The sequence below is a fragment of the Acidovorax sp. GW101-11A03 genome (genome assembly GCF_059424825.1).
This window is the reverse complement of the sequence record NZ_JBWKZU010000011.1, coordinates 63,512-90,152: the sequence shown is the minus strand read 5'-3', so window position 1 is coordinate 90,152 and position 26,641 is coordinate 63,512. Positions and strand designations below refer to the sequence as shown.

The following is a 26,641-nucleotide window of genomic DNA, read 5'->3' as shown; positions in this document are numbered from 1 at the left end:
CTCGCCCCGCAGGCTGCGCGCCTGAACAAACAGACATTCAGGGCATTAAAAACGCCTTCTGTGCTCGACAGTAAAGAGTTTCCAGCTATCGAAAGGATAGTAAACGGTGCCCCCGACCCCTACGGCTATGCCAACAGCGCCGAGCACCGCGAGGGCATCACCGCGTTCCTGGACAAGCGCCCGCCGGTGTTTTGACCGGACCGCCGCAGGCCCGCCTTTCGCCTTCTTCCTTGTTTCAAAAAAACCAAGCCCAAGCCATGAGCCATCACAACCTCTTCAGCGCCCTGCGCGCAGCCTTCCCTGCCGACCTGTCGAGCACCGCCGTGGAGACCACGGCGCCCGATGGAACGCCCCTGTTCTACACCTGGGGCGACCTGGACCGCGCCAGCGCCCGCATGGCCAACTTGCTGGCATCGCTGAAGCTGCCCGAGGGCAGCCGCGTGGCCGTACAGGTAGAGAAATCGGTCGAGGCCATGGTGCTGTACCTGGCCACGCTGCGCGCGGGTTATGTGTTTTTGCCGCTCAACACGGCCTACCAGAGCGCCGAGATCGAATACTTCATCGGCAACGCCGAGCCAGGTGTGGTGGTGTGCACGCCCGGCAACTTTGGCTGGGTGAGCAAGATCGCCTTCAGCCAGGGCACGGGCCATGTGTTCACGCTCGGCGATGACCGCACGGGCAGCCTGCTGGAGCGCGCGGCGCACCACAGTGACGTGCACCAGCCGGTGCAGAAGTCGGCCGACGACCTGGCCGCCATTCTCTACACCAGCGGCACCACGGGCCGCAGCAAGGGCGCGATGCTCACGCATGGCAACCTGCTGAGCAATGCCTTGACCTTGAAGGACTACTGGGGCTGGACGGCTACCGGAGGGCCTGATGGCCGTGGTGATGTGCTCATCCACGCGCTGCCCATCTTTCACGTTCACGGCCTGTTCGTGGCTATCCACGGCGCGCTCATCAACGGCAGCAAGATGATCTGGTTCGCCAAGTTCGACCCCAAGGCCGTGCTCGCCGCCATGCCGCGCGCCACGGTCTTCATGGGCGTGCCCACGCTGTATGTGCGTCTGCTGGCCGAGGCCGGGCTCACCAAGGATGCGGCCAAGAACATGCGCCTGTTCATCGCGGGCTCTGCGCCGCTCTTGATCGAGACCTTCACCGAATGGCAGCGGCGCACCGGCCACACCATCCTGGAGCGCTACGGCATGAGCGAGACCATCATGCTTACCTCCAACCCCTACGCGGCCGACAAGCGCCACGCGGGGCAGTCCGAGCGGCGCGGTGCCACCGTGGGCTTCCCGCTGCCGGGGGTGGGCCTGCGTGTGGTGGACGACGCGAACAAGCCGCTGCCCGTGGGCGAGATCGGCAACATCCAGGTGCAGGGCCCCAACGTGTTCAAGGGCTACTGGCGCATGCCCGAGAAGACCAAGGAAGAGTTCACGGCTGACGGCTGGTTCAAGACCGGCGACGTGGGCAAGGTGGACGAGCGAGACTACGTGAGCATCGTGGGCCGCAGCAAGGACCTGATCATCAGCGGCGGCTACAACGTCTACCCCGCCGAGATCGAGGGCTACATCAACGACATGCCCGGCGTGGCCGAGAGTGCCCTGGTGGGCGTGCCCCACCCCGACTTTGGCGAGGTCGGTGTGGCGGTGGTGATTGCCAAGCCCGGCGCCAGCCTGAACCCCGACGCCATCGTGGCGCAGCTGAAGTCGCAGTTGGCCAACTTCAAGATCCCCAAGAAGTGTTTTGTGGTGCCCGAACTGCCGCGCAACACCATGGGCAAGGTGCAGAAGAACCTGCTGCGCGAGCAGCACAAGGGGCTGTTTGCCTGATAGCCAGACGGCCAGACGGCCGGTGGCAGGACAAGAACAAATGGGGCCGCGCAGGCCCCATTTGTTTTGCTCATTTATTGATAGCTAGTACCGCTTTATGGATGCGCGGTAATGGCTGTTTTTGTTCATATTTTCTTATCGCAGCACCAGCACCGGGATGTGCGAGTGCGTCAGCACATGTTGGGTCTCGCTGCCCAGCAGCAGCCGCTTGAGGCCCTTGCGGCCATGTGATGCCATCACGATCACGTCGCACTTGTGCTTCTTGGCGGCAGAGATGATGGCCTCGGCCACCAGGTCGGACTTGGCGATGACGGGCTTGACCGATACGCCCTGGGCTTCGCCTTGGGCCTTCACACCATCGACCATGGCCTGGGCCGCATCGCCCCACTGCGTTTCGATGCGCTTCACATCGTTGGCATCGACGGGCATGCCGCCTTCAAAGTAGCTGCGGGGGTAGCGTGGCACCACCTTGAGGGCCACCGCAGAGGCGCCGGTGAGGGCGGCCAGCGACAGCCCGTGTTCCACGGCTTTGTCCGAGAGGGGGGAGCCGTCCGTTGCGATCAGGATGCGTTTGTACATAAAGGTCTCCTCAAAACGATGGATCAAGCTTAGGATGAATCATGTTCCGGGACTTGATGCAGGTCAATGTACCTGTCATGGCCCAACGATAGGCTTGAACCATGTCAATGTTTCGACCCGATGCGTCGGTGGCCTCCCCGGCGCATCTGCCTGATGGCGTGGCGGATTCATCGCCCACCGTGCCCACCCAGCTGCTGGACGACCCGCAGGAATGGCTGGCGTTTGGCCGCCCCTGCACACCCGCAGGCAGCCCCTTGCCCGCTCAGGCAGCCGAGGCGGTGCTGGCCTGCCCCGAGGCCGCCACCTGGGATTCGCACGTGGTGCTGGAGGGCATGCATTGCGCCGCCTGTGCCCTCACCATCGAAGACGCCCTGCGCGCCGTGCCCGGCGTGCTGCAGGCCGACGTGAGTGCGGCCACGCGCCGTGCCCGCGTGGTGTGGCAGCCGGGCAGGGTGCTGCCCTCGCAGTGGATGAAGGCCGTGCAGAACGCGGGCTACCGCGCCATGCCGGCCATGGATGCGTTTGCCCGCGCACAGCGCCAGCGTGAAAGCCGCCGTGCCCTGTGGCGCTGGCTGGTGGCGGGCTTTTGCATGATGCAGGTGATGATGTACGCGTGGCCCGCCTATGTGGCGCAGCCCGGCGACCTCTCGGGCGAGATGGAGCAGCTGCTGCGCTGGGCCTCCTGGGTCATCACGCTGCCCATGGTGGTGTTCTCGTGTGGCCCCTTCTTTGCCAGCGCATTGCGCGATGTGCGGCTGCGCCGCGTCAGCATGGACCTGCCGGTGGCGCTGGGCATGGCGATCACTTTTGTGGTCAGCACGGCGGGCACGTTCGACCCGAGTGGCATTTTTGGCAAAGAGGTGTATTACGACTCCCTGACCATGTTCGTGTTCTTCCTGCTCACCGGCCGCTGGCTGGAGCTGCGCCTGCGCGACCGCACAGCCGGTGCGCTGGAGGCGGTGATGAACCGCCTGCCCGACAGCGTGGAGCGGCGTGATGAGGCCACAGGCATTTTTGCCCGCGTGGCCACGCGCCGCCTGGTGGTGGGCGACACCATCCGTGTGCTGCCGGGCGAGGCCTTTCCCGCCGACGGGTGCATCACCGCAGGCAATACGCATGCTGATGAGGCGCTGCTGACCGGCGAATCCACCCCCGTGGCACGCCCGCTGGGCAGCCATGTCACGGCGGGCAGCTACAACTTGCAGTCACCTGTCGAAGTGCGGGTGGAGGGCACGGGCGGGCAGACCCGGTTTGCGCAGATCGTGGCGCTGATGGAAAGCGCATCGCTGCAAAAGCCCCGGCTGGCCTTGCTGGCCGACCGCATTGCACGGCCGTTTCTGCTGGCCGTGCTGCTGGCGGCGGGGCTGGCCGCCGCATGGTGGTGGCCGTCGGACCCCGGGCATGCGCTCATGGTGGCGGTGGCTGTGCTCATCGTGACCTGCCCCTGTGCGCTGTCACTGGCCACGCCGGTGGCCATGCTCACGGCGGCGGGCACCCTGGCGCGCCACGGGGTGCTGGTGCGCAACCTGCAGGGGCTGGAGGCGCTGGCCCAGGTGGACACCCTGGTGTTTGACAAGACCGGCACATTGACCCGCGACGGCATGGCACTGCAGGCCGTGCACACCATGCAGGGCTGGTCGGCCGACGACGTGCTGAGCATGGCGGCCGCGCTGGCGCGCCACTCCATGCACCCTGCATCGCGTGCGGTGGTGGCTGCCGCCTCGGCATCGGCGCCAGCGCCGCAGGGGCGCTGGCGTGTCGCCAATCTGCAAGAGGACGCGGGCCTGGGTCTGAGCGCTACGGTGTCGGACAACACGGGCGCTGTGCCCGGTTGCAGGGTCTGGCTGGGCTCGGCCCGCCACGCCGGGGTGGCAGCGCAGCAGGGCGCAGCAGCGTTGCAGGTGGTGCTGTCGGTGCAAGGGCTTGAGCAAGGGGCCGGTGGCGATCTGCTGGAGCTGGCCCGGTTTGATCTGGTGGAAGACCTGCGCAGCGAGGCGCCAGCCGTGGTCGCCACGCTTCAGCAGGAAGGCGTGGCGGTGCAGTTGCTGTCTGGCGACCGATTGGGGGCCGTGCAGCGTGTGGCCGCACAGGCGGGCATTGCGCAGGTGCAGGGCGAGTGCTCGCCCCAGGGCAAGCTGGAGGCCCTGCGGGCGCTGCAGGCGGGCGGGCACCAGGTGGCCATGGTGGGCGATGGCCTCAACGACGGCCCGGTGCTGGCCGGGGCCCATGTGTCGTTTGCGTTTGGCCGTGCCGTGCCGCTGGCGCAGTCGCGGGCAGATTTTGTGGTGCTGGGCGACAGCCTGGCGCTGGTGCCGCAGACCGTGTTGCTGGCGCGCCGCACGCTGCGTGTGGTGCGCCAGAACCTGTGGTGGGCTGCGGGCTACAACGCGCTGTGCGTGCCGCTGGCCGTGGCGGGTTGGATGCCCGCCTGGCTGGCCGGGCTGGGCATGGCACTGAGTTCGCTGCTGGTGGTGCTCAACGCCGCGCGGCTGGCGCGCGGCCTGCCTGTGCTGCCCGCCCTGGCCGGTGTTGTTGCGGGTGCAGATGCTGGAATGGATGCCGAGGCCCTCGCTGCGGGCAAGGCGCAACAAGCGCCCCTGCCTCTTCCCAACCTTCCCAAGACAACCCTGGAGCCCGTCTGATGGACATCCTTTATCTCCTGATCCCGTTGTCCGTGCTCCTGGTGCTCCTGATCCTGGGCGGGCTGTGGTGGGCGGTCTACCACGGCCAGTTCGAGAGCGTGGAGCAAGAGGGGGAGCGCATTCTCCGAGACGGTTGACTTGTGTCAATGCCCCACTGAGCCGACTGCAACAAACTCTTACTGCAATACAAAGAGGTGCCCGATGGATTCTCAAAAAACTATGACTGCGCACTACAACGATACGGTCGTGCGGCAGTTTTCTATCTTGGCCGTGGTTGTGGGGGTGGTTGGCATGCTGGTGGGCGTTGTGATCGCTGCCCAGCTGGCCTGGCCAGAACTCAACTTTGGCATTCCCTGGCTCAGCTATGGGCGCTTGCGCCCCTTGCACACCAATGCGGTGATCTTCGGTTTTGGCGGCAGTGCCCTGTTCGCCACCAGCTACTACGTGGTGCAGCGCACCTGCCAGGTGCGGCTGTTTGCCGGGCCCCTGGCCGCATTCACTTTCTGGGGCTGGGTGCTGGTCATCGCCGCCGCTGTGGTCAGCTTGCCGATGGGCTACACCTCCGGCAAGGAATACGCCGAGCTGGAATGGCCCATCGACATCCTGATCACGCTGGTGTGGGTGTCCTACGCCATTGTGTTCTTTGGAACCGTGGGTACCCGCAAGGTCAAGCACATCTACGTGGCCAACTGGTTCTTTGGCGCGTTCATCCTGGCGGTGGCGCTGCTGCACCTGGTCAACAGCGCGGCCATTCCCGCAGGGCTCATGAAGAGCTACTCGGCTTACGCCGGTGTGCAGGACGCCATGGTGCAGTGGTGGTATGGCCACAACGCCGTGGGCTTCTTCCTCACCGCAGGCTTCCTGGGGATGATGTATTACTTCATCCCCAAGCAGGCTGGCCGCCCTGTGTACTCGTACCGCCTGTCGATCGTGCACTTCTGGGCGCTGATCTTCACCTACATGTGGGCCGGCCCCCACCACCTGCACTACACCGCGCTGCCCGACTGGACGCAATCGGTGGGCATGGTGTTCTCGCTCATCCTGCTGGCCCCCAGCTGGGGCGGCATGATCAACGGCATCATGACCCTGTCGGGCGCATGGCACAAACTGCGTGACGACCCCATCCTGCGCTTCCTGATCGTGTCGCTGTCGTTCTACGGCATGTCCACGTTCGAAGGCCCGATGATGTCCATCAAGACCGTCAATGCGCTGAGCCACTACACCGACTGGACCGTGGGCCACGTGCACTCTGGCGCGCTGGGCTGGGTGGGCCTGATCTCCATGGGCTCGCTGTATTACCTGGTGCCGCGCCTGTTTGGCCGCGACAAGATGCACTCCATCAAGGCGATCGAGCTGCACTTCTGGATGGCCACCATCGGCATCGTGCTGTACATCGCCGCCATGTGGATTGCCGGCGTGATGCAGGGTCTGATGTGGCGCGCCATCAACCCCGACGGCACGCTGACCTACACCTTTGTCGAGAGCGTGAAGGCGACCTATCCGTTCTACGTGATCCGTGTGGCCGGTGGCCTGCTGTACCTGGGGGGCATGCTCATCATGGCCTGGAACGTGTGGATGACCGCGATCTCTGGCCGTTCGGTCAAGGTGGCCATTCCTGCCGTGAATGCTGCCCACGCCTGAGCCGAAGGAGTCAATTCATGTCCAATAACAATTCATCTTCTTCCACCGGCTTCTCGCACGAGAAGGTCGAGACCAACAACTTCCTGATGATCGTGCTGATCCTGCTGGTGATCGCCATTGGCGGCCTGGTGGAGATCGTGCCCCTGTTCTTCCAGAAGTCCACCACCGAGGCTGTGAAGGGCGTCGAGCCCTACACCGCCACGCAACTGGTCGGGCGCGATGTGTACATCCGCGAGGGCTGCTACAACTGCCACTCGCAGATGATCCGCCCCTTCCGCGCCGAGACGCTGCGTTACGGCCACTACTCGGTGGCGGGTGAGTTTGTGTACGACCACCCCTTCCAGTGGGGCAGCAAGCGCACGGGGCCGGACCTGCACCGCGTGGGCGGCAAGTACAGCGACGAATGGCATCGCATCCACCTGAACAACCCGCGTGACGTGGTGCCCGAGTCCAACATGCCTGCCTACCCCTGGCTGGAGAAGAGCGTGGTGGACCCTGCCAGCGTGGCGCCCCGCATGAAGGCGCTGCGCACGGTGGGTGTGCCTTATACCGACGAGCAGATCACTGCCGCCGCAGCCGAGGTGAAGGGCAAGACTGAAATGGACGCCCTCATCGCCTACCTGCAAGTCATGGGCCGCGCGCTCAAGTAAAGGAGATTGGCCATGGACATCACGACCATGCGCATCGCCGCCACCCTGGCATCGATGGCCTGCTTCATTGGCATTTGGGTCTGGGCCTACCGGGGCCGCAACAAGTCCCGGTTTGACGAGGCGGCACAACTGCCCTTCGAACAAGATTGACCCTCACCAGAACGAGAACATCCCATGAGTGACTTCACCAGCAATTTCTGGTCGGTCTTTGTGACCGCGCTGACACTGGTCGGCATCATCGCCTGCGGCATCCTGCTTTGGATGGCGGGCCGCAAGAAGGTGATGGCCACGGCCGACAACACCACGGGCCATGTCTGGGACGAGGACCTGGTCGAAATGAACAACCCCCTGCCACGGTGGTGGGTGTGGCTGTTCGTCATCACCATCATCTTCGGCCTGGGCTACCTGGCTGCCTATCCGGGCCTGGGCAGTTTCACGGGCAAGCTGAACTGGACCCAGAAGGGTGAGTACGAGGCCGAAATGGCCAAGGCCAAGACCGAGCTGGAGCCGCTGTACGCCCGTTTTGCCTCGATGAAGCCCGAGGACATGGCCAAGGACCCTCAGGCCCACGCCATTGGCGAGCGCCTGTTCATGAACAACTGCGCGCAGTGCCATGGCTCGGATGCGCGTGGCAGCAAGGGCTTCCCCAACCTGGCGGACGGTGACTGGCTGCACGGCGGCGCTCCCGAGAAGATCCGCGAGACCCTGGAAAAGGGCCGTATCGGCAACATGCCACCCATGGCGGCGGCTGTGGGCTCGCCAGAAGATGTGCGCAATCTGTCGCACTACGTGCTGAGCCTGTCGGGCAGTCCGCACGACTCGCTGCGCGCTTCGCTGGGCAAGTCCAAGTTCACGGCATGCGCTGCGTGCCACGGCATGGACGGCAAGGGCAACCAGGCCCTGGGCGCCCCCAACCTCACGGACGATATCTGGCTGCATGGCTGGGGCGAGGCGGCGATCACCGCCATGATCAACAACGGCAAGGTCAACCAGATGCCCGCGCAGGCCGACAAGCTGACGGAAGCCCAGATCGGGGTCCTGTCGGCCTATGTCTGGGGTTTGTCGAACGGCAAGCAGGCAGCTGCCGCGCGTTGATCGATGCTGCCAGGCGACCGCCTTGGCGGTGGTTGTCTGGCTTCTTTGTTGTTAGGCTGTTTACCTCCCTGTGAGTAGATCGACACCATGAAGCCCCCCAGCGAGCCTGCTCGCAAGGTCATTCCGATTGCACCCGTGGCGTCTGAGCCGTCTGCCCAGGGCGAGATCATCTCGCTGTACGAAGCGCAGAAAAAGATCTATCCGCGCTCCATCAGTGGCCTGTTTGCGCGCTGGCGCTGGGGCATGGTGCTGCTCACGCAGATCGTGTTTTATGGGTTGCCCTGGTTTGAATGGGGGCAGCGCCAGATGGTGCTGTTTGACCTGGGTGCGCGACGCTTTTACATCTTTGGGTTGGTGCTGTACCCGCAGGACTTCATCTACCTCACCGGACTGCTGATTATTTCGGCGTTGTCGCTGTTCCTCTTCACGGCGGTGGCCGGGCGGTTGTGGTGTGGCTTTGCCTGCCCGCAGACGGTCTACACCGAGATGTTCATGTGGATCGAGCACAAGATCGAAGGTGACCGCAGTGCGCGGCTGCGGCTGGACAACGGACCCTGGACCTTCGAGAAGATCCGCAAGAAGTTCTTCAAGCAGCTGGTATGGGTGGCGGTGGCCTTGTGGACCGGATTCACCTTTGTGGGTTATTTCGTGCCCATCCGCGAGCTGGGCAGCGAGTTGCTGGCGCTGCAGGGCAGCTGGCAGATTTTCTGGGTGCTGTTCTATGGCTTTGCCACCTATGGCAACGCGGGCTACATGCGCGAGCAGGTCTGCAAGTACATGTGCCCATACGCACGGTTCCAAAGTGCCATGTTCGACAAGGACACGCTGATCGTGACCTACGACCCCGAACGGGGCGAGCAGCGTGGCCCGCGAAAGAAGAACACCGACTACAAGGCGCAGGGGCTGGGCGACTGCATCGACTGCTCGCTGTGTGTGCAGGTCTGCCCGGTGGGTATCGACATTCGCAAGGGGCTGCAGTACGAATGCATCGGCTGTGGCCTGTGCGTGGATGCGTGCAACACGGTCATGGACAAGATGCAGTACCCCCGGGGACTGATCCGCTACTCCACCCAGAACGGCGTGGCCCAGCGGTGGACCCAGTCGCAGATGCTGCGGCGTGTGCTCCGGCCCCGGGTGCTGATTTACAGCGCAGTGCTGGTGGCTTTGTGCGTCGCCATGCTGGCCAGCCTGGTCGTGCGCACCCCGCTCAAGGTTGATGTGGTGCGGGACCGTGCAGCGCTTTCGCGCATCGTGGCTGGCGGCAAGCTGGAGAACATCTACCGCCTGCAGATCATGAATGCGACAGAAGGTGAACAGCGCTATCGCATCAGCGCGCGGGGCCTGGAGGGGCTGGAGGTGTCTTCGGATGCCGAAGTGGACATCGGCCCCGCAGAGTCGCGCTGGGTGGCGGTGCGTTTGCAGATTCCCTATGGGTCGGCAAGCCCGGGCTCTCATGCCGTTCAGTTCGATGTGCAGGCCGTCGGTGCCGCCGCCCATGTGACAGAAAAATCGGTGTTCCTGGTGCCACGCTGAACGGTGCCCTGGTGCAAGGCCGCGCATGGCCTTGTGTTGATTGAGATGATTGTGAAGGAGTAAATCGCCATGTCTTCAAGCCCAGCCATTGCCCCTGTTGCGGCAGCACCCTGGTGGAAATTCGGCCATGTCTGGCTGGTGATTGCCGGCCCGGTCATTGTGATCGTTGCCGGTTTTGTGACCTTGTGGCTGGCGCTGTCCCGTCCAGACCCAGTGGTGGCAGAGGATTACTACCGCAAGGGGATCGAGATCAACAAGACGCTGGAAGCCCCCGAGAAGAGCCTGGCACCTGCCATGAAGGGACGCAACCATGCGGCCACCCCCGTGCAGGATCAGCCGCGTTGAAATACACAAGCATGTGGCTCACCAGTGATGCCACCGTGCCGCCACTGAGCCCCCAGGAGACAGGAACGACGATATGTGGACGCAACGCCTGATGTGGATTGCATGGCCCGCCTTCTTGATGGCGGGGGTGCTGGAGATGCTGGTTTTTGCCATGGTGGACCCCCAGGATCTGCACTGGTTCGGGCAACCGCTGGCGCTGTCGCGGCAGGGCGTCTATACGCTGGCTTTTTTTGCGTTCTGGATCATCACCATGGCAAGCAGTGCGTTGACCACGCTGCTTGCCATGTCACCCTTTGAGTTGAACCGCTGCCCGGTCCCCGAGGGTGAGCGGCCAGACGACTGCCGCAAGACATCGTCCTGCTCCTGAGCAAGGAGGAGGGCGTTACTGGCCAGCCGGTGAAGGCCAACCGGGACGGCGGCCAGATCAGTGGCAGGCTTGCTGGCTGTTCACAATGCGCTTGAGGGCATCCGTGTCCAGGATGCGGACATGGCGCTGCTTGACTTCCACGATGCCTTCTTCCACAAATTTGGAGAAGGTCCGGCTCACGGTTTCGAGTTTCAGGCCCAGGTAGCTGCCGATTTCTTCGCGGGTCATGCGCAGCACCAGTTCGGACTGCGAGAAGCCGCGTGCATGCAGCCGTTGCACCAGGTTCAGCAAAAAAGCCGCTAGGCGCTCTTCGGCGCGCATGCTGCCCAGCAGCAGCATCACGCCGTGTTCGCGCACGATCTCGCGGCTCATGATTTTGTGCACATGGTGCTGCAGGGCCGTGACCTCGCGCGAGAGTTCCTCGATGCGGTCGAAGGGCATCACGCAGACCTCGGCATCTTCCAGGGCCACCGCGTCACAGGTGTGGTGGTCGTTCACGATGCCATCGAGGCCAATGATCTCGCCCGCCATCTGAAAACCGGTGACCTGGTCGCGGCCGTCTTCGGTAGCCACGCAGGTTTTGAAGAAACCCGTGCGGATGGCGTAAAGCGACGTGAAGGACTCGCCATTGCGGAACAGCGTGCCCCCCCGCTTGACCTTGCGGCGAACGGCAACGACTTCATCGATGCGCTGCAGTTGCTCTTCGTTCAGGCCCACGGGCATGCACAGCTCGCGCAGGTTGCAGTTGGAGCAGGCGACTTTGATGGTGAGCGGGTTCATAGGCACGTGAGCTAGAGGTTGGGTGTCAAGTACATCGCGCCCGATACGAAAAAGCTGGAAGGCCTTCGGGGGGGCGCCGGAGCGACTGACATTTGTCAAATTGTCGCCCGTCGGCCTGGTCGTTCACTTGATGCAGGTCAAGGACATCGCCGAGAGGGTACGGCACAGTCAGGGTGTACGCAAGGATATTCCCCCATGACCGCTGTTTCGCCCGATCTCCTGCGCCGTTTTGACGTGCCGGGGCCCCGCTACACCTCCTATCCGACAGCCGACCGGTTTGTCGAAGCGTTCGGGCAGGAAGACTATATCCTGGCACTGGAGCAGCGCCGGACAGGCTCGGTGGCCAAGGCCTTGCCCTTGTCCTTGTATGTGCACATTCCGTTCTGCGAGTCGCTGTGCTACTACTGCGCCTGCAACAAGATCATCACCAAGCACCATGACCGCGCAGAAGTCTATCTGCGCTACCTGAGCCGCGAGATCGATCTGCACACCGCACACTGCGGCGTGGGCCAGGTGGTGAGCCAGCTGCACCTGGGTGGGGGGACGCCCACGTTTCTGTCGGATGCGGGTTTGCGTGAACTCATGGCCATGCTCAAGCGCAGCTTCACCTTGGCGCCGGGCGGTGAGTACTCCATCGAGGTGGACCCCCGCACCGTGAACGCCGACAGGCTGGCGCTGCTGGCTGAGCTGGGCTTCAACCGGCTCAGTTTCGGTGTGCAGGATTTTGATGCGGAGGTACAGAAGGCCGTGCACCGCGTCCAGCCTGCCGAACAGGTGTTCGCACTGGTGGAGTCAGCGCGCGCGCTGGGTTTTGACTCGGTGAACGTGGACCTGATCTATGGCCTGCCGCGCCAGACCCCCGAGTCGTTCGACCGTACCTTGGTGCAGGTCGCGCAGCTGCGGCCTGACCGCATTGCGCTGTATGCCTACGCACACCTGCCCGAACGTTTCAAGCCCCAGCGCCGCATTGTGTCGGCCGAGTTGCCCACGGCGTCGAGCAAGCTGTCCATGCTGTCGCGCTCGCTCGATGCGTTCATGGACGCGGGTTATGTCTATGTGGGCATGGACCACTTTGCGCTGCCCTCGGATGCCTTGGCTGTGGCCAAACGCCAAGGGCGGTTGCATCGCAACTTCCAGGGCTACAGCACACAGCCCGACTGCGATCTGATCGGACTGGGCGTATCGGCCATCGGCCGCGTGGGTGCGACCTACAGCCAGAACTCCAAGACGCTGGAAGAGTATTACGACTTTCTCGACCAGGGGCGCCTGCCGGTGGTGCGTGGCCTGGCCCTCACGCGCGACGATCTTGTGCGCCGCGCCGCCATCATGGCCCTGATGTGCCAGGGCGAGTTGCTCTATGAATCCATGGAGCAGGCCTGGTTGATCGATGTGCGGCAGTACTTTGCGGCGGAGATTGCCCAGCTCGAAGACATGGCCGAACAGGGGCTGGTGCGGGTAGGACCCGAGGGGATCGAAGTGACGGCCATGGGATGGTTTTTTGTGCGGGGCATTGCCATGGTCTTTGACCGTTATCTGCAGGCAGACCGTAATCGCGCCCGGTTTTCGCGCATCATCTGAGGCCTATGCTCGCAACCGTTGCCTGGACGGCTTTGCTCATGGGACTCGCAGGCGGGTCCCATTGCTTGGTCATGTGTGCTGCGCCCTGTGGTGCCCTGGTAGGGCGGGCTGCGGCCTCAGAGGGGGCGGACAGTCCGGCGCAAGAAGGCGCTGCGGTGCAGGTTGTGCAATGGGTGCCGCAGGGTGGGGTGGTTTTGCGCACCCTGGCGTTTCATGGGGGGCGGCTGGCGGGCTACGCGGCAGCAGGCGCCCTGGCCGCCCTGGCCATGGACAGCCTGGCGTGGCTTACCCAGCAGACCACGGCCCTGCGCCCGGTGTGGACCCTGATGCATGTGGCTGTCATGGCCTGGGGCCTGATGATGATGGTGCAGTCGCGCCAGCCTGCCTGGGTGGAGCGGGCCGGGCGGGCGGTGTGGGGGCGCGTCCGGCCGCTGGTGGGGGCGCCCGGTGGCGTGCTGGTGGCAGGTGCCCTGTGGGCCTTGATGCCCTGTGGATTGTTGTACTCGGCCCTGCTGGTCGCCGCTCTGAGTGGCGGAGCCTTGGAAGGGGCGCTGACCATGGTGTTGTTTGCCGTGGGTAGCGGGGTGTGGCTGCTGGGTGGCCCCTGGGTGTGGAGCCGACTTCGAAGCCGCCTGAATCAGGTGCGTGCGGAGTGGGGCACCCGGATCGCGGGGGGGCTGCTCTGTGCGGTGGCAGCCTGGGCACTCTGGATGGACCTGATCTACAAGCCTTCACTCTGGTGCCGCTGAAGCCAGGCGCTGCCCGAGGCGGGGCGTATCGGGCCCTTCGAAGGCAGGCCGATCCCAAGACACTTCGCCGCAGGCCCCCATTTTTGGGCTAGTTGCCACGGGCTAGGCACTTGTGGGGCAAGTGTTGCCCAAGTGTTGCCGTATCGCCGCGATGGGGTTGTGCTTCTTAGACAAGCCTCAGTAACTGGTGATAATCTGCGTAACTATTGGTGGCATTGATGTCTCCATGTTTCGCGTGCGCCTGAAGTGAACTCTTCCATCCTCATCGACATCAGCCAACTGCGGGTCGGCATGTACATCCAGCTTGATGTGGGCTGGATGCATCATCCATTCCCGACCAGCAGTTTCCGGGTGGCGTCGGCCGAACAGATCGCCACCTTGCGAGGGCTGGGGTTGACCGAGGTGCGTTACCTGCCCAAGAAAAGTGACCCGGCGCTCAAGGAGCTGGTGCCTGCCGCCTGGAGCGTGCCCGAAATGGTGGCGCCCCCCGCCAATGGCCTGGAGGCACCAGGGGTTCCCGCAGCGGTGGACACCGAAGCCCTGCGGCGGCGCCAGTTGCTGGAGGCACAGAACAAGGCTCTGGCCGCCTGCAACCAGCGATTCGCCGAGGCCACCCGGCAGTACCAGGCACTGGAGCGGGCCGTGTCAGAACACCCCGACCTGGCGCGAGACAAAGGCGTGGCGCTGGTGTCCGGGTGTGTTTCCGAGCTGCTCGAAAACGGTGACTCTGTCATCCGGCTGTTGTCGGAAGGCGTGGGCGAACGCAACGCCTTGCACCCTATCAACGTAATGGTTATTTCGCTGTTGCTGGGCCGTGCCTTGGGTATGAAAAGCGAAGAGCTGCAGGGCCTGGGAGTGGCGGCGCTGATTCACGACCTGGGCAAGCTCAAGCTGCCGCCGAACCTGCGGCAGCCCACGCCGTCCATGCCCCTGATGGAGCGGTCGCGGTATGAAACCCATGTGGCGGAATCCGTGGCGATGGCCAAGCGCATGGGGTTTCCTGAGGCTGTGGTGCAGGCGGTGGCCCGGCACCATGAAATGGCCGATGGCAGCGGGTTTCCGCAGCGGCTCACCGGGGTGGACCTGGGGCGGACGAGCCAGGTGCTGGCGCTTGTCAACCGGTACGACCGCATGTGCAACCCTACTGTTGGTGTGGATGCCCTCACGCCCCATGAGGCGCTCTCGGTCATCTTTGCACAGCTCAAGGCGAAGTTCGATTCCGTGGTGCTCGGCGCTTTCATCCGCATGATGGGGGTGTATCCGCCGGGCTCCATCGTCCAACTGGTCAATGACCGTTATGCGATTGTGGCCTCGGTGAATTCTTCGCGCCCGTTGCGGCCCAAGGTCATCGTCCACGACTCCAGGGTGCCCAAGGATGAGGCGCCCATCCTGGACCTGGAAACTGTTCCCGAGCTGGGCATACGCCGCAGCCTCAAACCGGCACAGCTGCCGCGCGATGCGCTGGACTACCTGTCGCCCCGGCAGCGCATCTGTTACTTTTTTGAGCGAGCGGTCAGCCCCGGCCCTGAAGAGGCGGGTACGTGACCGATTTGCAATCGCATGGCTGGCTGGATGGGCTGCAGGAAGCCGTCTGGCTGGTCGATGAGACGCACCACCTCATCCTGCATGCCAATACCGCCGCCGAGCGCCTGGTGGGCATGCCTGCAGCCGACATGGCGGGCAAGCCCGTGCTGGGCCTCGCAGCCACCCCGCAAGACCAGGCCTTCTGGGCCGAACCCCCGGAGGTGATTGCGGCAGGAATCCACTCGCACACCAGCCTGGTGCGTGCCAATGGCCAGCTGGTGCCTGTGGAGCGCCATGTCGCGCGTGTGCCCTGGGGGCCGGACGGGCGCACGGTCTTCATGCTCACCATGCTCGACCGCAGCGCCCAGGAGGCGACGGAGCGCGAACTGGAAACCCTGTTGTCCGAGCTGCGTGCGACGCTGGATTCAGCGGCCGACGGCATGCTGGTCTGCGGGCTGGACCGCAGTGTGCGCGCCTTCAACCAGAGGCTGGCCCAGCTCTGGGGCTTGCCGCGCCAGTTGCTGGTCGAGCGCGACGATGCAGCCGTCTATGCCTTCATGGCCAGCCAGGTGACCGATGCCCGCGCCTATGCCGAGCGCATGGTGGCCATTGAGCGCGAACCCATGCAGGAGAGCACGGACATCCTGGAACTGCGCAGCGGCATGGTGCTGGAAATGCGGACTGTGCCGCAGTTTCGCCAGGGGCGGGCGGTGGGGCGCGTCTACTCGTACCGGGACATCACCCGGCAGACCGAAATCCAGGCCAGCCTGCGCCTGGCGGCACGCGTGTTCGAGTCCAGCCTGGATGCCATTTTTATTGCCGACAGCCAGCACCGCATCATGCGCATGAACCCGGGCTGTGAGCGCCTGGTGGGGCCCGCTGCCAAAGCCTTTGAGGGCTACACGGCTGCTTCGCTGTTCGGCGGCGGCTCGGATGCGGCCTTCATGGAGCGCGTGCAGCAGGGCTGGGCCCGTGACGGTTTCTGGGAGGGGGAGCTTTGGCTGCCCCGAGACAACGGGGCCTACTGCGCCGTGCAGCTGTCCTGGGTGGCGCTGCGCGACGACGAAGGGCTGCTGGTGCAGAGCATTGGCTTCATGCGTGACCTGACTCTGCAGCATGCGGCGCAGAAACGCATCGAGGAGCTGGCCTACAGCGACGTGCTCACCGGCTTGCCGAACCGGCTGCTGCTGTCGCAGCGGGTGGACACCGCGATCCAGGGCGCACGCCAGAGTGACACCGGGTTTGCCATCCTCTTCCTGGATCTTGACCGTTTCAAGATCATCAACGATTCCTTGGGGCACCCCTTTGGCGACCGGGTGCTGCAACTGGTGGCCGAGCGCCTGCAGACCTGCCTGCGGCAGACCGACATGCTGTGCCGACTGGGGGGAGATGAGTTCGTCATTTACCTGCATGGCGGTGATGCGCCGGTGGCCGAAAGCGTGGCGCGCCGCATCCTGGACGACATGCTCAAGCCTTTCATGCTCGACAGCATGGGGTTCTCCATCCAGTGCAGCATTGGCATTGCCTTGTACCCGCAGGACGGGGCGACCCTGGACGATCTGATCAAGCAGTCCGACACCGCGATGTACCGGGTCAAGGAGCGGGGGCGCGGCAGCTACGGCTTCTACCAGCCGCAGATGAATGCCAACCTGCTGGCCCGCATGCAGATGGAACACGCCATGCGGCAGGCACTGGGCCTGCAGCGCATGGCTGTGCACTACCAGCCGCAGGTCAACATGGCCACAGGGCGCATTACCGGGGCCGAGGCGTTGATCCGCTGGACCGATCCCGAGTTCGGTGCGGTCTCGCCGGGCGTGTTCATCCCTTTGGCGGAAGAGTCGGGCTACATCGTGACCCTGGGTGCCTGGGTGATGGAGCAGGCGGTGCGCGAGGCGGCGGTGTGGATGCACAGCGGCATGCCGATCATGATTTCCGTGAACGTGTCGGCGCTGGAGTTCCGCCAGCCTGACTTTGTGGACCGGATCACGCGCCTGCTGGCCGTGCACCAGCTGCCGCCGACCTTGCTGGAGCTGGAGTTGACCGAAACCATCCTGCTGCAGGATGCGCAGGAGATGGAGCAGCGCCTGCGGGTGCTGGCCGACCTGGGCATTGGCTTGGCCATTGATGACTTTGGCACGGGTTATTCCAGCCTGGCCTACCTCAAGAAACTGCCGATCCACAAGCTCAAGATCGACCAGTCCTTTGTGCGCGGCCTGCCCGATGACGATGGTGACCGGGCCATCGTGAGCGCCATCATCAGCATGGGCCGCGCCATGCACATCGAGGTGGTGGCGGAAGGTGTGGAAACCGAAACCCAGCAGGCCGTGCTGCAGCAGATGCTGTGCGAGCACTACCAGGGCTTCCTGTGCGCCCCCGGGCTTCCGGCAGAAAAGTTCCGCGCCATGCTGCGCGAACCCCTGCCGCTGAAGGCGCAAGGCAAACACCGACCGATCATTTCGTAACCTCCCTTGGGGGAGGGCCCGCATCCGCAGGCCCGCGCCAGAGCGCGCGGTTGCGCCTTGGCCTCAATGGGCCGTCACGCCCTTCCACAGCATGTAGGCCGCCAGACCAAACAACAGGTAGGCGAAAACGCGTTTGAGCTGCTTCACAGGCAGGCTGTGCGCGGCCTTGGCACCCAGTGGTGCTGTCAGCACACTGCAGGTGGCGATCACGGCGAGCGCGGGCAGCCAGACGTAGCCCAGCGATGCCGTGGGCAAGCCCGCCACGTTCTGCCCGCCCACCACGTAGCCAACCACGTTCGCCAGAGCAATTGGAAAACCGAGTGCGGCACTGGTGGCCACGGCGTTGTGGATGGGCACGTTGCACCAGGTCATGAACGGCACACTCACAAAGCCGCCACCAGCCCCTACCAGGCCGGACAGGAATCCGATCACGCCGCCTGCTGCCACCTGGCCTGCGCCACCAGGCATCTGGCGCGTGGGGGCGGGCTTCTTGTCCAGGAACATCTGCGTGGCAGAGAAGCTCACGAACAGCGCAAAGAAGATGGCAAGGAAGGAGCCCTTGAGCAGCGCAAACACCCCGAGGCTTGCCAAAAAACCACCCAGCACGATGCCGGGGGCCAGGCGCTTGACGATGTCCCAGCGCACCGCTCCGCGCTTGTGGTGGGCACGTACGCTGGAGATCGACGTGAACATGATGGTGGCCATCGACGTGGCAATTGCCATCTTCACGGCCAGGTCTGGCGCAACTTTTTGTGCTCCCAGAATGTAGGTCAGGAACGGCACCAGCAACATGCCGCCACCAATGCCCAGCAATCCGGCGAGAAAGCCGGTGGCCAGGCCCAACACACCAAGTTCAACAATCAGGAGAGGATCCAGCATGGCGCAATGAGAAGAAATGAAAGAGAGGGGCGTGGCCCCGGGGAGAGGGGGCAATGCCCTGCCTGGAGGGGTGCAGCGGTGGCGTGCGATGGCAGGGGCATGGGGAAGAGGGTGTCTGCGAATGCCACCGGACTCTCATCCTGAACCGGGGGTTCAGGTGGGCGAGGGCAGCCAAGCGTTGGGTTCATCTGACGCGAGATGATCACGCTCACCGGGCGATGTACCAAGCCCGAGCTCGTTGAGCATTGGTTCAAGGAAATATAAAGCCCGGCGGCTTCGCAGACCTCGCCATTGTAGGCGCTTGCAACAGGTGCGAAGAGTGGGGCGAGTGAAAAGCCCGCAGGCTTGCTGGCGCATCGCCTGCGGTGGCCTGCGGTGGCCCGGTTGCAGCGGCCTCAGAGCAGGCGGCCGTCGTCGCCCAGAGCCTGGTCCAGACGCTGCACCAGGCTCTGCAGGCGCTGGTTCTCGTCTTCGGGCAGCAGGGATTCTTGGTGCCCTGTTGCAGATGCGGGCGCTGCAGGGAGCGCCGCTTTGGCGGCAGAACCCGCCGCCAGGTCAGCGGCTTCACGGTCTGCAATCTCGAAGGCCAGATTCAGGGCGGCCAGCACGGCAATGCGTTCGCGGGCGCGCACCTTGCCGGCATCGCGGATGCGTGTCATAGCGGTGTCCACACGCTCCACAGCGTCCAGCAAGCGGCTCTCTCGGCCCTCGGGGCAGGTCAGCAGGTAGCTTTGCTGCAGGATCTGCACCTCGATTTGCTTCATTCGGCTTCTTTCGTGAGCGGCACGGCGGCGGGAAGGCGTTCGAGCAGGGCATCCACACGGGCACGCGCTGCACTCAGGCGGGATTTGAGCGAGTCCCGCTCCTGGGTGAGGGCGGCCACCTGGTCCGCCAGCAAGGCGTTGGTGCGCTGCAGTTCTGCATGGCGCAGCAGCAGGCGCTCAACGCGGTCGGCGATCTGGTCGGTGGGGGACGGTGTTGCCATACAGCCAGCGATTGTAGGGTTGCGCGTTGTAAACGGTCGTAAAATCCTGCCGTTGGTGCTCGCGGTGTGGTTCACATGCCGCAGTTCAACGGGAAGCAGGGAGGTGCCGCCACACATGGCGCGCCCAGCCTGCGCTGCCCCCGCAACGGTCAGCGGACGAATCTTCGATTCTCTCTCTATCCATAAGCCACTGGGCGCCTTGAACAAGCGCCTGGGAAGGCATTGGAGGGTGTTCCGCCAGCCCGGATACCGGCCAACATGGTGGCTGCGTGCGCCCTTTTTTGGGCGCTGCGCGGCTGTATCACCCACATGCTGGCGGGAGGCCGGCCCCGGGTTGTTTGTTGACGATGATCCCCATGAAAATCCGTACCTTTCGTGCGCGCCCTGTGGCGTCGCTGCGCGTGCCCGCCCAACGCCTGGCCCTGGTGACGCTGGCTGTCGGCAGCGCCTGCAGCGCCCTGGCCCAGACCGCGCCCGGCACTGGTGAACTGCTGGCCCAGAACCTGCGTACCCCATTGCTGGCAGAAACCGTGGTGGCCGCCACGCGCACGCCGCAGCCGCTCACCGACCTGGTGGCCGACGTATCCATCGTAGATCGCGAAACCATCGAAACCAGCGGCGCCACCGGCCTGGCCGACCTGCTGGCACGCCTGCCCGGCGTGGAGTTCTCGCGCAACGGCGGCCCGGGCACGACCACCGGTGTTTTCCTGCGCGGCGCCGAGTCGCGCTTCACGGCGGTGTACATCGACGGCGTGCGCATCGACTCGCAGTCCACCGGCGGTGCGCCCTGGGAGAGCATTCCGCTTGGCCTGATTGACCGCATCGAAGTGCTGCGCGGCCCGGCTGGGGCGGTGTATGGCTCGGACGCCATGGGCGGCGTGGTGCAGATCTTTACCAAGCGTGGCGAGAACGGCACGGCGCCCTATGTGGGCGCGGGCGTGGGCAGCCATGGCACCTCCAAGCTGGAGGCCGGTATCAGCGGTGCCAGCGGCACCCTGGACTACGCGCTGGGCCTGTCCCGCGAGAACAGCAAGGGCTTCAACGCCCGCACTCTCGCCACGCAGAACCCCGACCGCGACGGCTATCGCAACACGGCGGGCCACGCCCGCTTGGGCCTGCAGGTGGATGCCGTGCACCGCCTCGAAGGCACGCTGATGGTCAACGACACCAACAGCGGCTACGACAGCGGCCTGGGCAAGGACGACCGCAACCTGCACACCATGCACGCGCTGGGGCTGAACTGGAATGCGCAATGGAGCAGCGCCTACAAGACGCGCCTGTCCATCACCGACTCGCGCGATGAATACGAAACCCGCCCCTCGCCCTACCTCAGCGACACGCGCCTGCGTGGCTACTACTTCCAGAATGAGTACCGCCAGGGCGCGCACCTGGTCACCGCGGCCCTGGAGCGCCGCGAAGACCGCCTGGAGAACAAGCCCATCGACGCCAAACGCTCGCAGGATGCACTGGCCCTGGGCTATGGCTACAACGCCGCAGGCCACACGGTGCAGCTCAATCTGCGCCACGACTCCGACAGCGAATTCGGCGGCAAGAGCACCGGCAGCGCGGCCTATGGCTATGCCATCACCCCGCAGTGGCGCGCCACGGCGTCGGTGGGCACGGCCTTCCGTGCGCCCACGCTGTACCACCGCTTCAGTGAATACGGCGTGGCATCGCTGCGCCCCGAAAGCAGCCGCAATGCCGAAGTGGCACTGCGCTATGCCCAAGGCAGCAGCACGTTCTCGGCCACGCTGTTCCGCAACCGCGTGAGCAACCTGATCTCGTTCTCCGGCCCCGGCACCTGCCTGTCGGACTTTGGCTGCTACGCCAACACGGCCCGCGCTGAATACAAGGGTGTGACCTTTGCGGGATCGCACCGCATTGGCGATGTGCAGTTGCATGGCTCCATCGACCTGCAGCGCCCGCGTGACCTGGACACCGGCAAGCAGTTGGCGCGCCGCGCCAAGCAGCACGCCACCTTCGGCGCCGACACGCGTCTGGCAGGCTGGACCGTGGGCGCCGAAGTGCAGGCCTCGGGCCGTCGCTTCGATACCGTGGCTAACACCAACGTGCTGGGCGGCTATGCGCTGGTTAACCTGTACGCCAGCACCCGCATTGCGCGCGACTACACGCTGATTGCCCGCATCGACAACCTGGCCGACAAGGACTACCAGCTGGCCCGCACCTACGCCACTGCTGGCCGCACGGTGTACGTCGGCGTGAAGTGGGCGCCGCAGTGAGTCCACAGCACGCCAGGCTGTCAGACAAGGGAAGAGGAGAAGCGAAATGGTGCAGCCTGCCCGTAGCCCGGCGATCCTGATCGCCGCCCCGGCATCGGGCCAGGGCAAGACCACCGTCACCGCCGCCCTGGCGCGCTTGCATGCGCGCCAGGGACGGCGCGTGCGGGTCTTCAAGTGCGGGCCGGACTTTCTGGACCCGCACTGGCACCAGCTCGCCAGCGGTGCACCCGTGCACCAGCTCGACCTGTGGATGAACGGCGAGACCGACTGCGCACAGCGCCTGCATGACGCTGCACGCGAGTCGGACCTGATCCTCATCGAAGGCGTGATGGGCCTGTTTGACGGCAGCCCCAGCGCGGCCGACCTGGCCCGGCACTTTGGCGTGCCCGTGCTGGCCGTGGTCGATGCCTCGGCCATGGCGGGCACATTTGGCGCGCTGGCCTTTGGCCTGCGCCACTACCGCCCCGGCCTGCCCTGGGCCGGCGTGCTGGCCAACCGCGTGGGCAGTGCGCGCCACGCCGACATGCTGCGGGACGGTCTGCAGGATCCCGACGACTGGATGGGCGCACTGATGCGGGTGCAGGCCACCGCCAAGGCGCCCGCTGCCGCCAAGGCGGCTGCCGCCTTGCTCCCCGAGCGCCACCTGGGCCTGGTGGCCGCGCACGAGCTGGACGACAGCCTGCAGCGGCTGGACGCCGCCGCCGACGCGCTGGCTGCCACGCCGCTGGGTCAGATGGACATGGACGACCTGCAGTGCTGGGCGGTGGATTTCCCGGCGCCCGCATCGGCGCCCGCCGTGCCGCGCCTGCTGGCAGGCCGCACGGTGGCTGTGGGGCGCGATGCCGCGTTCTGTTTTATCTATGCCGCCAATGTGCAATGCCTGGAACAGATGGGTGCACGCGTGGTGTTTTTTTCGCCGCTGCACGATGCCGCGCTGCCCGATTGCGATGCAGTGTGGCTGCCCGGCGGCTACCCCGAGCTGCACACCGCGCAGATCGCCGCCAACACCGGCATGCAAACTAGCTTGCACGCCCATGTGGCCGCAGGCAGGCCCCTGTGGGCCGAGTGCGGCGGCATGATGGCGTTGTTTGAATCGATCACCCTGGCCGACGGCACCAAGGCCGCGCTGTGGGGGCTGTTGCCCGGCCATGTGACCATGCAAAAACGCCTCGCGGCGCTGGGCCCGCAGCAACTGGCCGTGGCCGGGCACACCCTGCGCGGCCACACTTTCCACTATTCGACCAGCGACAGCAGCGCCTCTGTGGTGGCCCGCACGGCGCGCCCGGACGAGGCGGTTGCGCCGGATGCGGGCGAGGCGCTGTACCGGCAGGGCAGCATCCATGCCAGCTACTTCCATGCGTGGTTCCCGTCCAGTCCAGAGGCCGTAGCCCACCTGCTGGGTAGCAAAAACACATGATGCCCGCACCGCACTCCATCACCACCGAGCTCATCCTCGGTGGTCAGAAAAGCGGCAAGTCCCGCCGTGCCGAGCTGCTGGCGCGCGACTGGCTGGCGCAGTCCGCCGATCACCGCGCGGTGTTGATTGCCACCGGCGAAGCCTGGGACGACGAAATGCGCGAGCGCATCGCCCGCCACCAGCGCGACCGCGCCGAGCGCGTGCCCGGCCTGCAGACGGTGGAAGAGCCGCACGACGTGGCCGCAGCCCTCGCGCGGCTCAGCACACCGCAGACCCTGCTGGTGGTGGACTGCCTCACGCTGTGGCTCACCCACTGGACCATGCCCTTGGGTGTGGAAGCCATGAATTTTAAACAAAAACAGGCCCTTGCGCTCGACTGGCAAGCGCAAGCAGCTATGTTTTTAGGAGCGGTTCGGAAATCCCCCGGCCCCGTTGTTCTGGTGGGCAACGAAATTGGCCTGGGGGTCATCCCGATGGGGCGCGAGGTGCGCGCTTTTGTGGATGCGCTGGGCACGCTGAACCAGCAGGTGGCCCAGGCGTGCTCCCGCGTCACGCTCATGGCCGCCGGGCTCCCCCTCACTTTGAAAGAACCTTGCTGATGAAACCCACCCCCGTGCGCCGCATCCTGTGGGTGATTGCCATCCTGTTGCTGCTGGGCCTGCTCATGGCTGGCCTCGCGCGTGCGCAGCCCGTGCACATCAAGGATGACAAGGGCCGCGAGGTCTCGCTGCCCCGCCCCCCGCAGCGCATCGTGAGCCTGCTGCCATCGCTGACCGAAAGCGTGTGCGAGCTGGAGCAATGCCACCGGCTCGTGGGGGTGGACCGCTACTCCAACTGGCCCGAGGCCGTGATTGGCAAGCTGCCCAAGGTGGGCGGCGGCATCGACCCGAGCATCGAGGCCATTGTGGCGCTCAAGCCGGACCTGGTGCTCATGTCCGTCAGCTCCCGCGCCAGCGACCGGCTGGAGGCGCTGGGCCTCACGGTGGTGCAACTGGAGCCCAAGACCCATGCCGATGTGCGCCGCGTGCTGGGCACCGTGAGCGACCTGCTGGGCGTGCCCCGCGCGCAGGGCTCCGACCGCCTCTGGCGCGTGATCGACGCGGGCGTGCTCGCGGCGGCCCAGTCCCTGCCGCCCAAGGCCAAGAATGCACGCGTGTACTTCGAGGTGAGCCGGGGGCCCTATGCGGCGGGCGAGGCCTCGTTCATTGGCGAATCGCTCACCCGCCTGGGCGTGCGCAACGTGGTGCCTGCGTCGCTGGGGCCGTTTCCGCGCCTGAACCCCGAGTTCGTGGTGCGCGCCAACCCCGACATCATCATGATCGGCAACCGCAGCATGCAGGCCATGGTGCCGTACCCCGGCTGGGCCACGATGCGCGCGATCCGCGAGAACCGGCTGTGCGTGTTCGGTCCGGGTGATTCCGACGTGGTGGTGCGGCCTGGCCCCCGCATGGCCGAGGCGGCCCGCATCATGGCGCGCTGCCTGGTGGACAAGGCCCCATGACCCACGTTCCCATGGACTTGCCCACCGGTTCTGCCAGCCGCCGCGCTGTGTGGTGTGCCGCCTGGCTGCTGCTGGCCAGCGCCGTGCTGACCCTGTGTGGCGCCAGCGTGGGCAGCACGGGTTTTGACAGCGTGCTGCGCATGCACGGCGACCCCGTGGCCTGGCAGATCGTGTGGGACATCCGCTTGCCGCGCACGCTGGGCGCCTGGCTGGCGGGTGCGTTGCTGGGCCTGTCGGGCGCGGTGGCGCAGGGGCTGTTCCGCAACCCGCTGGCCGACCCGTACCTGCTGGGAAGCGCCTCGGGCGCGGCACTGGGCGGGGCGGTGGCGATGGCGCTGTTCGGCGTGTCCCCGGTAGCCGCGCAATGGATGGCGCGCATCGGCATCACGGGCATGGCCTTTCTGGGGGCGGCGGGGGCGGTGGTGCTCACGCTGATCCTTGCGCGCGGCGTGCAGCACACGCTGCGCCTGCTGCTGGCGGGCGTGATCGTCGGCGTGGTGCTGGGCGCTATGCGCGACCTGGTGGAACTGGCCTCGCCCGACATCCTGCAGGCCATGCAGGCCTTCATTCTGGGCAGCACGGCTTTTGTGGGCTGGATGGCCTGCGTGCTGATGGCGGTGGCCTGGGGGCTGTGCTCGGTGGTGGCCTGGATGCTGGCGCGTGCGCTGGATGGACTCACGCTGGGCGAGGCCACGGCCGCCAGCCTGGGCCTGCCGCTGTTGCCCATGCGCGCCGGTCTGGTGGCCGCCATGGCGTTGGCCACGGGGGCGGCGGTGGCGCAGACGGGGCTCATCGCCTTTGTGGGGCTGGCGGCGCCGCACCTGGTGCGCTCCATCGTGCGCGTGACACACGAGCGGCACATCGTGCTGTCCAGCCTCATGGGCGCTGTGCTGCTGATGGCGGCCGACATCCTGGCGCGCTGGCTGCTGGCGCCGCAGGAGTTGCCTGTGGGGGTGCTCACGGCGGCGCTAGGCGGCACCTACCTGCTGTGGCTCATGCATCGGCGCACGGCGCAAGGCAGTTCGCTATGAATTCGATAGCTATAAAGGCGTGTCAGATAGGCGCAAGCATCGGAAATCGCTTGATATTGCAGGGCATCGACCTGCAATTGCCCGCCGGGCGCTGGACCAGCATCGTCGGCCCCAACGGTGCGGGCAAGTCCACCTTGCTCAAGGTGCTGGCGGGCCTGCTGCCGCGCGCAGCCGTGCAGGGCGAGGTGCAATTGCTGGGCCGCCCGCTGGCGCAGATCCCGGCGCGCGAACGCGCCCGCCAGCTCGCCTGGCTGGGGCAAAACGAAGGCTCGGCCGACGACCTCACGAGCTACGACGTGGCCATGCTGGGCCGTCTGCCGCACCAGCCCTGGCTGGCCCCGCCAAGTGCTGCCGACCATGCCGCCGTCGAGCAGGCGCTGCGCACCACGCAGGCTTGGGACTGGCGCCACCGCCCGCTGTCGCAGCTGTCGGGCGGCGAGCGCCAGCGCGTGCTGCTGGCCCGCGCCCTGGCCGTGCAGGCCCAGGTGCTGCTGATGGACGAACCCCTGGCCAACCTCGACCCGCCGCACCAGACCGACTGGCTGCACACCATGCGCGCGCTGGTCGATGCGGGCGGCACGGTGGTCAGCGTGCTGCACGAGGTGTCGCTCGCGCTGCAGGCCGACGACATGGTGGTGATGGCGGCTGGCCGCGTGCTGCACCAGGGCGCGTGCGACGCACCCGCCACCCATGCGGCGCTGGAAGAGGTGTTCGACCACCGCATCCAGGTGCGGCACCTCGATGGCCTCTGGATGGCGCTGCCATCGCTGCAGCGCAAGAACAACCAATGAAACAACCCATGAATTGAGGG

At 65.5% G+C, this 26,641-nt stretch carries 25 protein-coding genes, 1 pseudogene and 1 riboswitch; of the genes and pseudogenes, 21 read left to right on the top strand and 5 right to left on the bottom strand.

Annotation, left to right across the window (positions count from 1 at the left end; translation table 11 throughout):
* Together AC07Z7_RS07355 and AC07Z7_RS07350 are read left to right on the top strand one after the other, a co-directional pair.
* Positions 1 to 195, top strand: a pseudogene (locus AC07Z7_RS07355) (enoyl-CoA hydratase/isomerase family protein); the annotation flags it as partial.
* Positions 196 to 257: 62 nt separating this feature from the next.
* Entirely contained in the window at positions 258 to 1,832 is a 1,575-nt protein-coding gene (locus AC07Z7_RS07350; protein ID WP_494765839.1) for a malonate--CoA ligase, read from the top strand.
* Positions 1,833 to 1,967: 135 nt separating this feature from the next.
* On the opposite strand, the gene AC07Z7_RS07345 is transcribed toward AC07Z7_RS07350, so the two are convergent.
* A complete protein-coding gene (locus AC07Z7_RS07345) occupies positions 1,968 to 2,411 on the bottom strand; it encodes a universal stress protein (RefSeq protein WP_094287542.1) in 444 nt (147 codons plus the stop codon).
* 107 nt (positions 2,412 to 2,518) lie between these two features.
* Here AC07Z7_RS07345 and AC07Z7_RS07340 point away from each other — a divergent pair, with 107 nt between their 5' ends.
* The 9 genes from AC07Z7_RS07340 (at position 2,519) to AC07Z7_RS07300 (ending at position 10,684) form a co-directional block, all read left to right on the top strand.
* Entirely contained in the window at positions 2,519 to 5,053 is a 2,535-nt protein-coding gene (locus tag AC07Z7_RS07340) for a heavy metal translocating P-type ATPase (protein WP_494765843.1), read from the top strand.
* On the top strand, positions 5,053 to 5,190 hold the full coding sequence (gene ccoS, locus AC07Z7_RS07335) for a cbb3-type cytochrome oxidase assembly protein CcoS (RefSeq protein ID WP_094287546.1): 138 nt from the start codon (positions 5,053 to 5,055) through the stop codon (positions 5,188 to 5,190). Before AC07Z7_RS07340 ends, ccoS begins: the two co-directional genes overlap by 1 nt.
* 64 nt (positions 5,191 to 5,254) lie before the next feature.
* Positions 5,255 to 6,694 (top strand): cytochrome-c oxidase, cbb3-type subunit I, encoded by a 1,440-nt coding sequence (gene ccoN, locus AC07Z7_RS07330; protein WP_094287548.1) that lies wholly within the window; start codon positions 5,255 to 5,257, stop codon positions 6,692 to 6,694.
* A 17-nt stretch (positions 6,695 to 6,711) separates the two neighbouring features.
* On the top strand, positions 6,712 to 7,344 hold the full coding sequence (gene ccoO, locus AC07Z7_RS07325) for a cytochrome-c oxidase, cbb3-type subunit II (protein WP_063461824.1): 633 nt from the start codon (positions 6,712 to 6,714) through the stop codon (positions 7,342 to 7,344).
* Positions 7,345 to 7,356: 12 nt separating this feature from the next.
* On the top strand, positions 7,357 to 7,494 hold the full coding sequence (locus AC07Z7_RS07320; RefSeq protein WP_494765838.1) for a cbb3-type cytochrome oxidase subunit 3: 138 nt from the start codon (positions 7,357 to 7,359) through the stop codon (positions 7,492 to 7,494).
* A gap of 24 nt (positions 7,495 to 7,518) precedes the next feature.
* Positions 7,519 to 8,439 carry a cytochrome-c oxidase, cbb3-type subunit III gene (gene ccoP / locus AC07Z7_RS07315; RefSeq protein ID WP_494765837.1) on the top strand — a complete coding sequence of 307 codons (921 nt, stop codon included), beginning with the start codon at positions 7,519 to 7,521 and terminating at the stop codon, positions 8,437 to 8,439.
* A gap of 87 nt (positions 8,440 to 8,526) precedes the next feature.
* Positions 8,527 to 9,972: a cytochrome c oxidase accessory protein CcoG gene (gene ccoG / locus AC07Z7_RS07310; protein ID WP_494765836.1), complete on the top strand. Its 1,446-nt coding sequence runs from the start codon at positions 8,527 to 8,529 to the stop codon at positions 9,970 to 9,972.
* Positions 9,973 to 10,041: 69 nt separating this feature from the next.
* The gene (locus AC07Z7_RS07305) at positions 10,042 to 10,317 is read left to right on the top strand and encodes a FixH family protein (RefSeq protein WP_094287554.1); all 276 of its coding nucleotides are present in this window, start codon (positions 10,042 to 10,044) and stop codon (positions 10,315 to 10,317) included.
* Positions 10,318 to 10,390: 73 nt separating this feature from the next.
* Positions 10,391 to 10,684 (top strand): hypothetical protein, encoded by a 294-nt coding sequence (locus AC07Z7_RS07300; RefSeq protein WP_094287556.1) that lies wholly within the window; start codon positions 10,391 to 10,393, stop codon positions 10,682 to 10,684.
* Between the two features lie 57 nt (positions 10,685 to 10,741).
* Here the strand turns inward: AC07Z7_RS07300 and fnr are convergent, their stop codons facing one another.
* The gene (fnr, locus tag AC07Z7_RS07295) at positions 10,742 to 11,464 is read right to left on the bottom strand and encodes a fumarate/nitrate reduction transcriptional regulator Fnr (protein WP_063461830.1); all 723 of its coding nucleotides are present in this window, start codon (positions 11,462 to 11,464) and stop codon (positions 10,742 to 10,744) included.
* Between the two features lie 195 nt (positions 11,465 to 11,659).
* Here fnr and hemN point away from each other — a divergent pair, with 195 nt between their 5' ends.
* The 4 genes from hemN (at position 11,660) to AC07Z7_RS07275 (ending at position 17,777) form a co-directional block, all read left to right on the top strand.
* Positions 11,660 to 13,042: an oxygen-independent coproporphyrinogen III oxidase gene (gene hemN, locus AC07Z7_RS07290; RefSeq protein WP_494765835.1), complete on the top strand. Its 1,383-nt coding sequence runs from the start codon at positions 11,660 to 11,662 to the stop codon at positions 13,040 to 13,042.
* 5 nt (positions 13,043 to 13,047) lie between these two features.
* Entirely contained in the window at positions 13,048 to 13,791 is a 744-nt protein-coding gene (locus AC07Z7_RS07285) for a sulfite exporter TauE/SafE family protein (protein ID WP_494765834.1), read from the top strand.
* A 246-nt stretch (positions 13,792 to 14,037) separates the two neighbouring features.
* Positions 14,038 to 15,336 (top strand): cyclic di-GMP phosphodiesterase, encoded by a 1,299-nt coding sequence (locus AC07Z7_RS07280; RefSeq protein ID WP_494765833.1) that lies wholly within the window; start codon positions 14,038 to 14,040, stop codon positions 15,334 to 15,336.
* On the top strand, positions 15,333 to 17,777 hold the full coding sequence (locus tag AC07Z7_RS07275; RefSeq protein ID WP_494765832.1) for a putative bifunctional diguanylate cyclase/phosphodiesterase: 2,445 nt from the start codon (positions 15,333 to 15,335) through the stop codon (positions 17,775 to 17,777). Before AC07Z7_RS07280 ends, AC07Z7_RS07275 begins: the two co-directional genes overlap by 4 nt.
* Before the next feature lie 63 nt (positions 17,778 to 17,840).
* On the opposite strand, the gene AC07Z7_RS07270 is transcribed toward AC07Z7_RS07275, so the two are convergent.
* The 3 genes from AC07Z7_RS07270 to AC07Z7_RS07260 all read right to left on the bottom strand — a co-directional run bounded on the left by AC07Z7_RS07270 (position 17,841) and on the right by AC07Z7_RS07260 (position 19,641).
* Positions 17,841 to 18,656, bottom strand: a complete 816-nt coding sequence (locus AC07Z7_RS07270; protein ID WP_094287566.1) for a sulfite exporter TauE/SafE family protein — start codon at positions 18,654 to 18,656, stop codon at positions 17,841 to 17,843.
* Between the two features lie 395 nt (positions 18,657 to 19,051).
* Entirely contained in the window at positions 19,052 to 19,420 is a 369-nt protein-coding gene (locus AC07Z7_RS07265) for a cell division protein ZapA (protein WP_094287568.1), read from the bottom strand.
* Entirely contained in the window at positions 19,417 to 19,641 is a 225-nt protein-coding gene (locus tag AC07Z7_RS07260) for a DUF904 domain-containing protein (RefSeq protein ID WP_094287570.1), read from the bottom strand. Before AC07Z7_RS07260 ends, AC07Z7_RS07265 begins: the two co-directional genes overlap by 4 nt.
* 36 nt (positions 19,642 to 19,677) lie before the next feature.
* A riboswitch (cobalamin riboswitch) is annotated at positions 19,678 to 19,913 on the top strand.
* Between the two features lie 84 nt (positions 19,914 to 19,997).
* Between AC07Z7_RS07260 and AC07Z7_RS07255 the strand changes: the two genes are divergently transcribed.
* The 6 genes from AC07Z7_RS07255 to AC07Z7_RS07230 are packed head-to-tail and all read left to right on the top strand — an operon-like array spanning position 19,998 to position 26,621.
* The gene (locus tag AC07Z7_RS07255; RefSeq protein ID WP_494765831.1) at positions 19,998 to 21,881 is read left to right on the top strand and encodes a TonB-dependent receptor domain-containing protein; all 1,884 of its coding nucleotides are present in this window, start codon (positions 19,998 to 20,000) and stop codon (positions 21,879 to 21,881) included.
* A 46-nt stretch (positions 21,882 to 21,927) separates the two neighbouring features.
* Positions 21,928 to 23,298 (top strand): cobyrinic acid a,c-diamide synthase CobB, encoded by a 1,371-nt coding sequence (locus tag AC07Z7_RS07250; RefSeq protein ID WP_494765830.1) that lies wholly within the window; start codon positions 21,928 to 21,930, stop codon positions 23,296 to 23,298.
* Positions 23,295 to 23,897 carry a bifunctional adenosylcobinamide kinase/adenosylcobinamide-phosphate guanylyltransferase gene (locus AC07Z7_RS07245; protein WP_494765829.1) on the top strand — a complete coding sequence of 201 codons (603 nt, stop codon included), beginning with the start codon at positions 23,295 to 23,297 and terminating at the stop codon, positions 23,895 to 23,897. Before AC07Z7_RS07250 ends, AC07Z7_RS07245 begins: the two co-directional genes overlap by 4 nt.
* On the top strand, positions 23,897 to 24,799 hold the full coding sequence (locus AC07Z7_RS07240) for an ABC transporter substrate-binding protein (protein ID WP_494765828.1): 903 nt from the start codon (positions 23,897 to 23,899) through the stop codon (positions 24,797 to 24,799). Before AC07Z7_RS07245 ends, AC07Z7_RS07240 begins: the two co-directional genes overlap by 1 nt.
* A complete protein-coding gene (locus tag AC07Z7_RS07235; RefSeq protein ID WP_291504271.1) occupies positions 24,796 to 25,830 on the top strand; it encodes a FecCD family ABC transporter permease in 1,035 nt (344 codons plus the stop codon). Before AC07Z7_RS07240 ends, AC07Z7_RS07235 begins: the two co-directional genes overlap by 4 nt.
* Positions 25,827 to 26,621: an ABC transporter ATP-binding protein gene (locus tag AC07Z7_RS07230; RefSeq protein WP_494765827.1), complete on the top strand. Its 795-nt coding sequence runs from the start codon at positions 25,827 to 25,829 to the stop codon at positions 26,619 to 26,621. Before AC07Z7_RS07235 ends, AC07Z7_RS07230 begins: the two co-directional genes overlap by 4 nt.
* Positions 26,622 to 26,641: the final 20 nt, after the last annotated feature.

What these genes read in the sequence shown, in the direction of transcription:
- AC07Z7_RS07340 (WP_494765843.1), top strand. Translation starts at nt 2,519, where the DNA reads ATGTTTCGACCCGATGCGTCGGTGGCCTCCCCGGCGCATCTGCCTGAT.
- AC07Z7_RS07320 (WP_494765838.1), top strand. Translation starts at nt 7,357, where the DNA reads ATGGACATCACGACCATGCGCATCGCCGCCACCCTGGCATCGATGGCC.
- AC07Z7_RS07285 (WP_494765834.1), top strand. Translation starts at nt 13,048, where the DNA reads ATGCTCGCAACCGTTGCCTGGACGGCTTTGCTCATGGGACTCGCAGGC.
- AC07Z7_RS07265 (WP_094287568.1), bottom strand. Translation starts at nt 19,420, where the DNA reads ATGAAGCAAATCGAGGTGCAGATCCTGCAGCAAAGCTACCTGCTGACC.
- AC07Z7_RS07305 (WP_094287554.1), top strand. Translation starts at nt 10,042, where the DNA reads ATGTCTTCAAGCCCAGCCATTGCCCCTGTTGCGGCAGCACCCTGGTGG.
- fnr (WP_063461830.1), bottom strand. Translation starts at nt 11,464, where the DNA reads ATGAACCCGCTCACCATCAAAGTCGCCTGCTCCAACTGCAACCTGCGC.
- AC07Z7_RS07250 (WP_494765830.1), top strand. Translation starts at nt 21,928, where the DNA reads ATGGTGCAGCCTGCCCGTAGCCCGGCGATCCTGATCGCCGCCCCGGCA.
- ccoO (WP_063461824.1), top strand. Translation starts at nt 6,712, where the DNA reads ATGTCCAATAACAATTCATCTTCTTCCACCGGCTTCTCGCACGAGAAG.
- AC07Z7_RS07270 (WP_094287566.1), bottom strand. Translation starts at nt 18,656, where the DNA reads ATGCTGGATCCTCTCCTGATTGTTGAACTTGGTGTGTTGGGCCTGGCC.
- AC07Z7_RS07345 (WP_094287542.1), bottom strand. Translation starts at nt 2,411, where the DNA reads ATGTACAAACGCATCCTGATCGCAACGGACGGCTCCCCCCTCTCGGAC.
- ccoG (WP_494765836.1), top strand. Translation starts at nt 8,527, where the DNA reads ATGAAGCCCCCCAGCGAGCCTGCTCGCAAGGTCATTCCGATTGCACCC.
- ccoS (WP_094287546.1), top strand. Translation starts at nt 5,053, where the DNA reads ATGGACATCCTTTATCTCCTGATCCCGTTGTCCGTGCTCCTGGTGCTC.
- AC07Z7_RS07350 (WP_494765839.1), top strand. Translation starts at nt 258, where the DNA reads ATGAGCCATCACAACCTCTTCAGCGCCCTGCGCGCAGCCTTCCCTGCC.
- AC07Z7_RS07240 (WP_494765828.1), top strand. Translation starts at nt 23,897, where the DNA reads ATGAAACCCACCCCCGTGCGCCGCATCCTGTGGGTGATTGCCATCCTG.
- AC07Z7_RS07245 (WP_494765829.1), top strand. Translation starts at nt 23,295, where the DNA reads ATGATGCCCGCACCGCACTCCATCACCACCGAGCTCATCCTCGGTGGT.
- AC07Z7_RS07300 (WP_094287556.1), top strand. Translation starts at nt 10,391, where the DNA reads ATGTGGACGCAACGCCTGATGTGGATTGCATGGCCCGCCTTCTTGATG.
- AC07Z7_RS07255 (WP_494765831.1), top strand. Translation starts at nt 19,998, where the DNA reads ATGAAAATCCGTACCTTTCGTGCGCGCCCTGTGGCGTCGCTGCGCGTG.
- AC07Z7_RS07235 (WP_291504271.1), top strand. Translation starts at nt 24,796, where the DNA reads ATGACCCACGTTCCCATGGACTTGCCCACCGGTTCTGCCAGCCGCCGC.
- hemN (WP_494765835.1), top strand. Translation starts at nt 11,660, where the DNA reads ATGACCGCTGTTTCGCCCGATCTCCTGCGCCGTTTTGACGTGCCGGGG.
- AC07Z7_RS07260 (WP_094287570.1), bottom strand. Translation starts at nt 19,641, where the DNA reads ATGGCAACACCGTCCCCCACCGACCAGATCGCCGACCGCGTTGAGCGC.
- AC07Z7_RS07230 (WP_494765827.1), top strand. Translation starts at nt 25,827, where the DNA reads ATGAATTCGATAGCTATAAAGGCGTGTCAGATAGGCGCAAGCATCGGA.
- ccoP (WP_494765837.1), top strand. Translation starts at nt 7,519, where the DNA reads ATGAGTGACTTCACCAGCAATTTCTGGTCGGTCTTTGTGACCGCGCTG.
- ccoN (WP_094287548.1), top strand. Translation starts at nt 5,255, where the DNA reads ATGGATTCTCAAAAAACTATGACTGCGCACTACAACGATACGGTCGTG.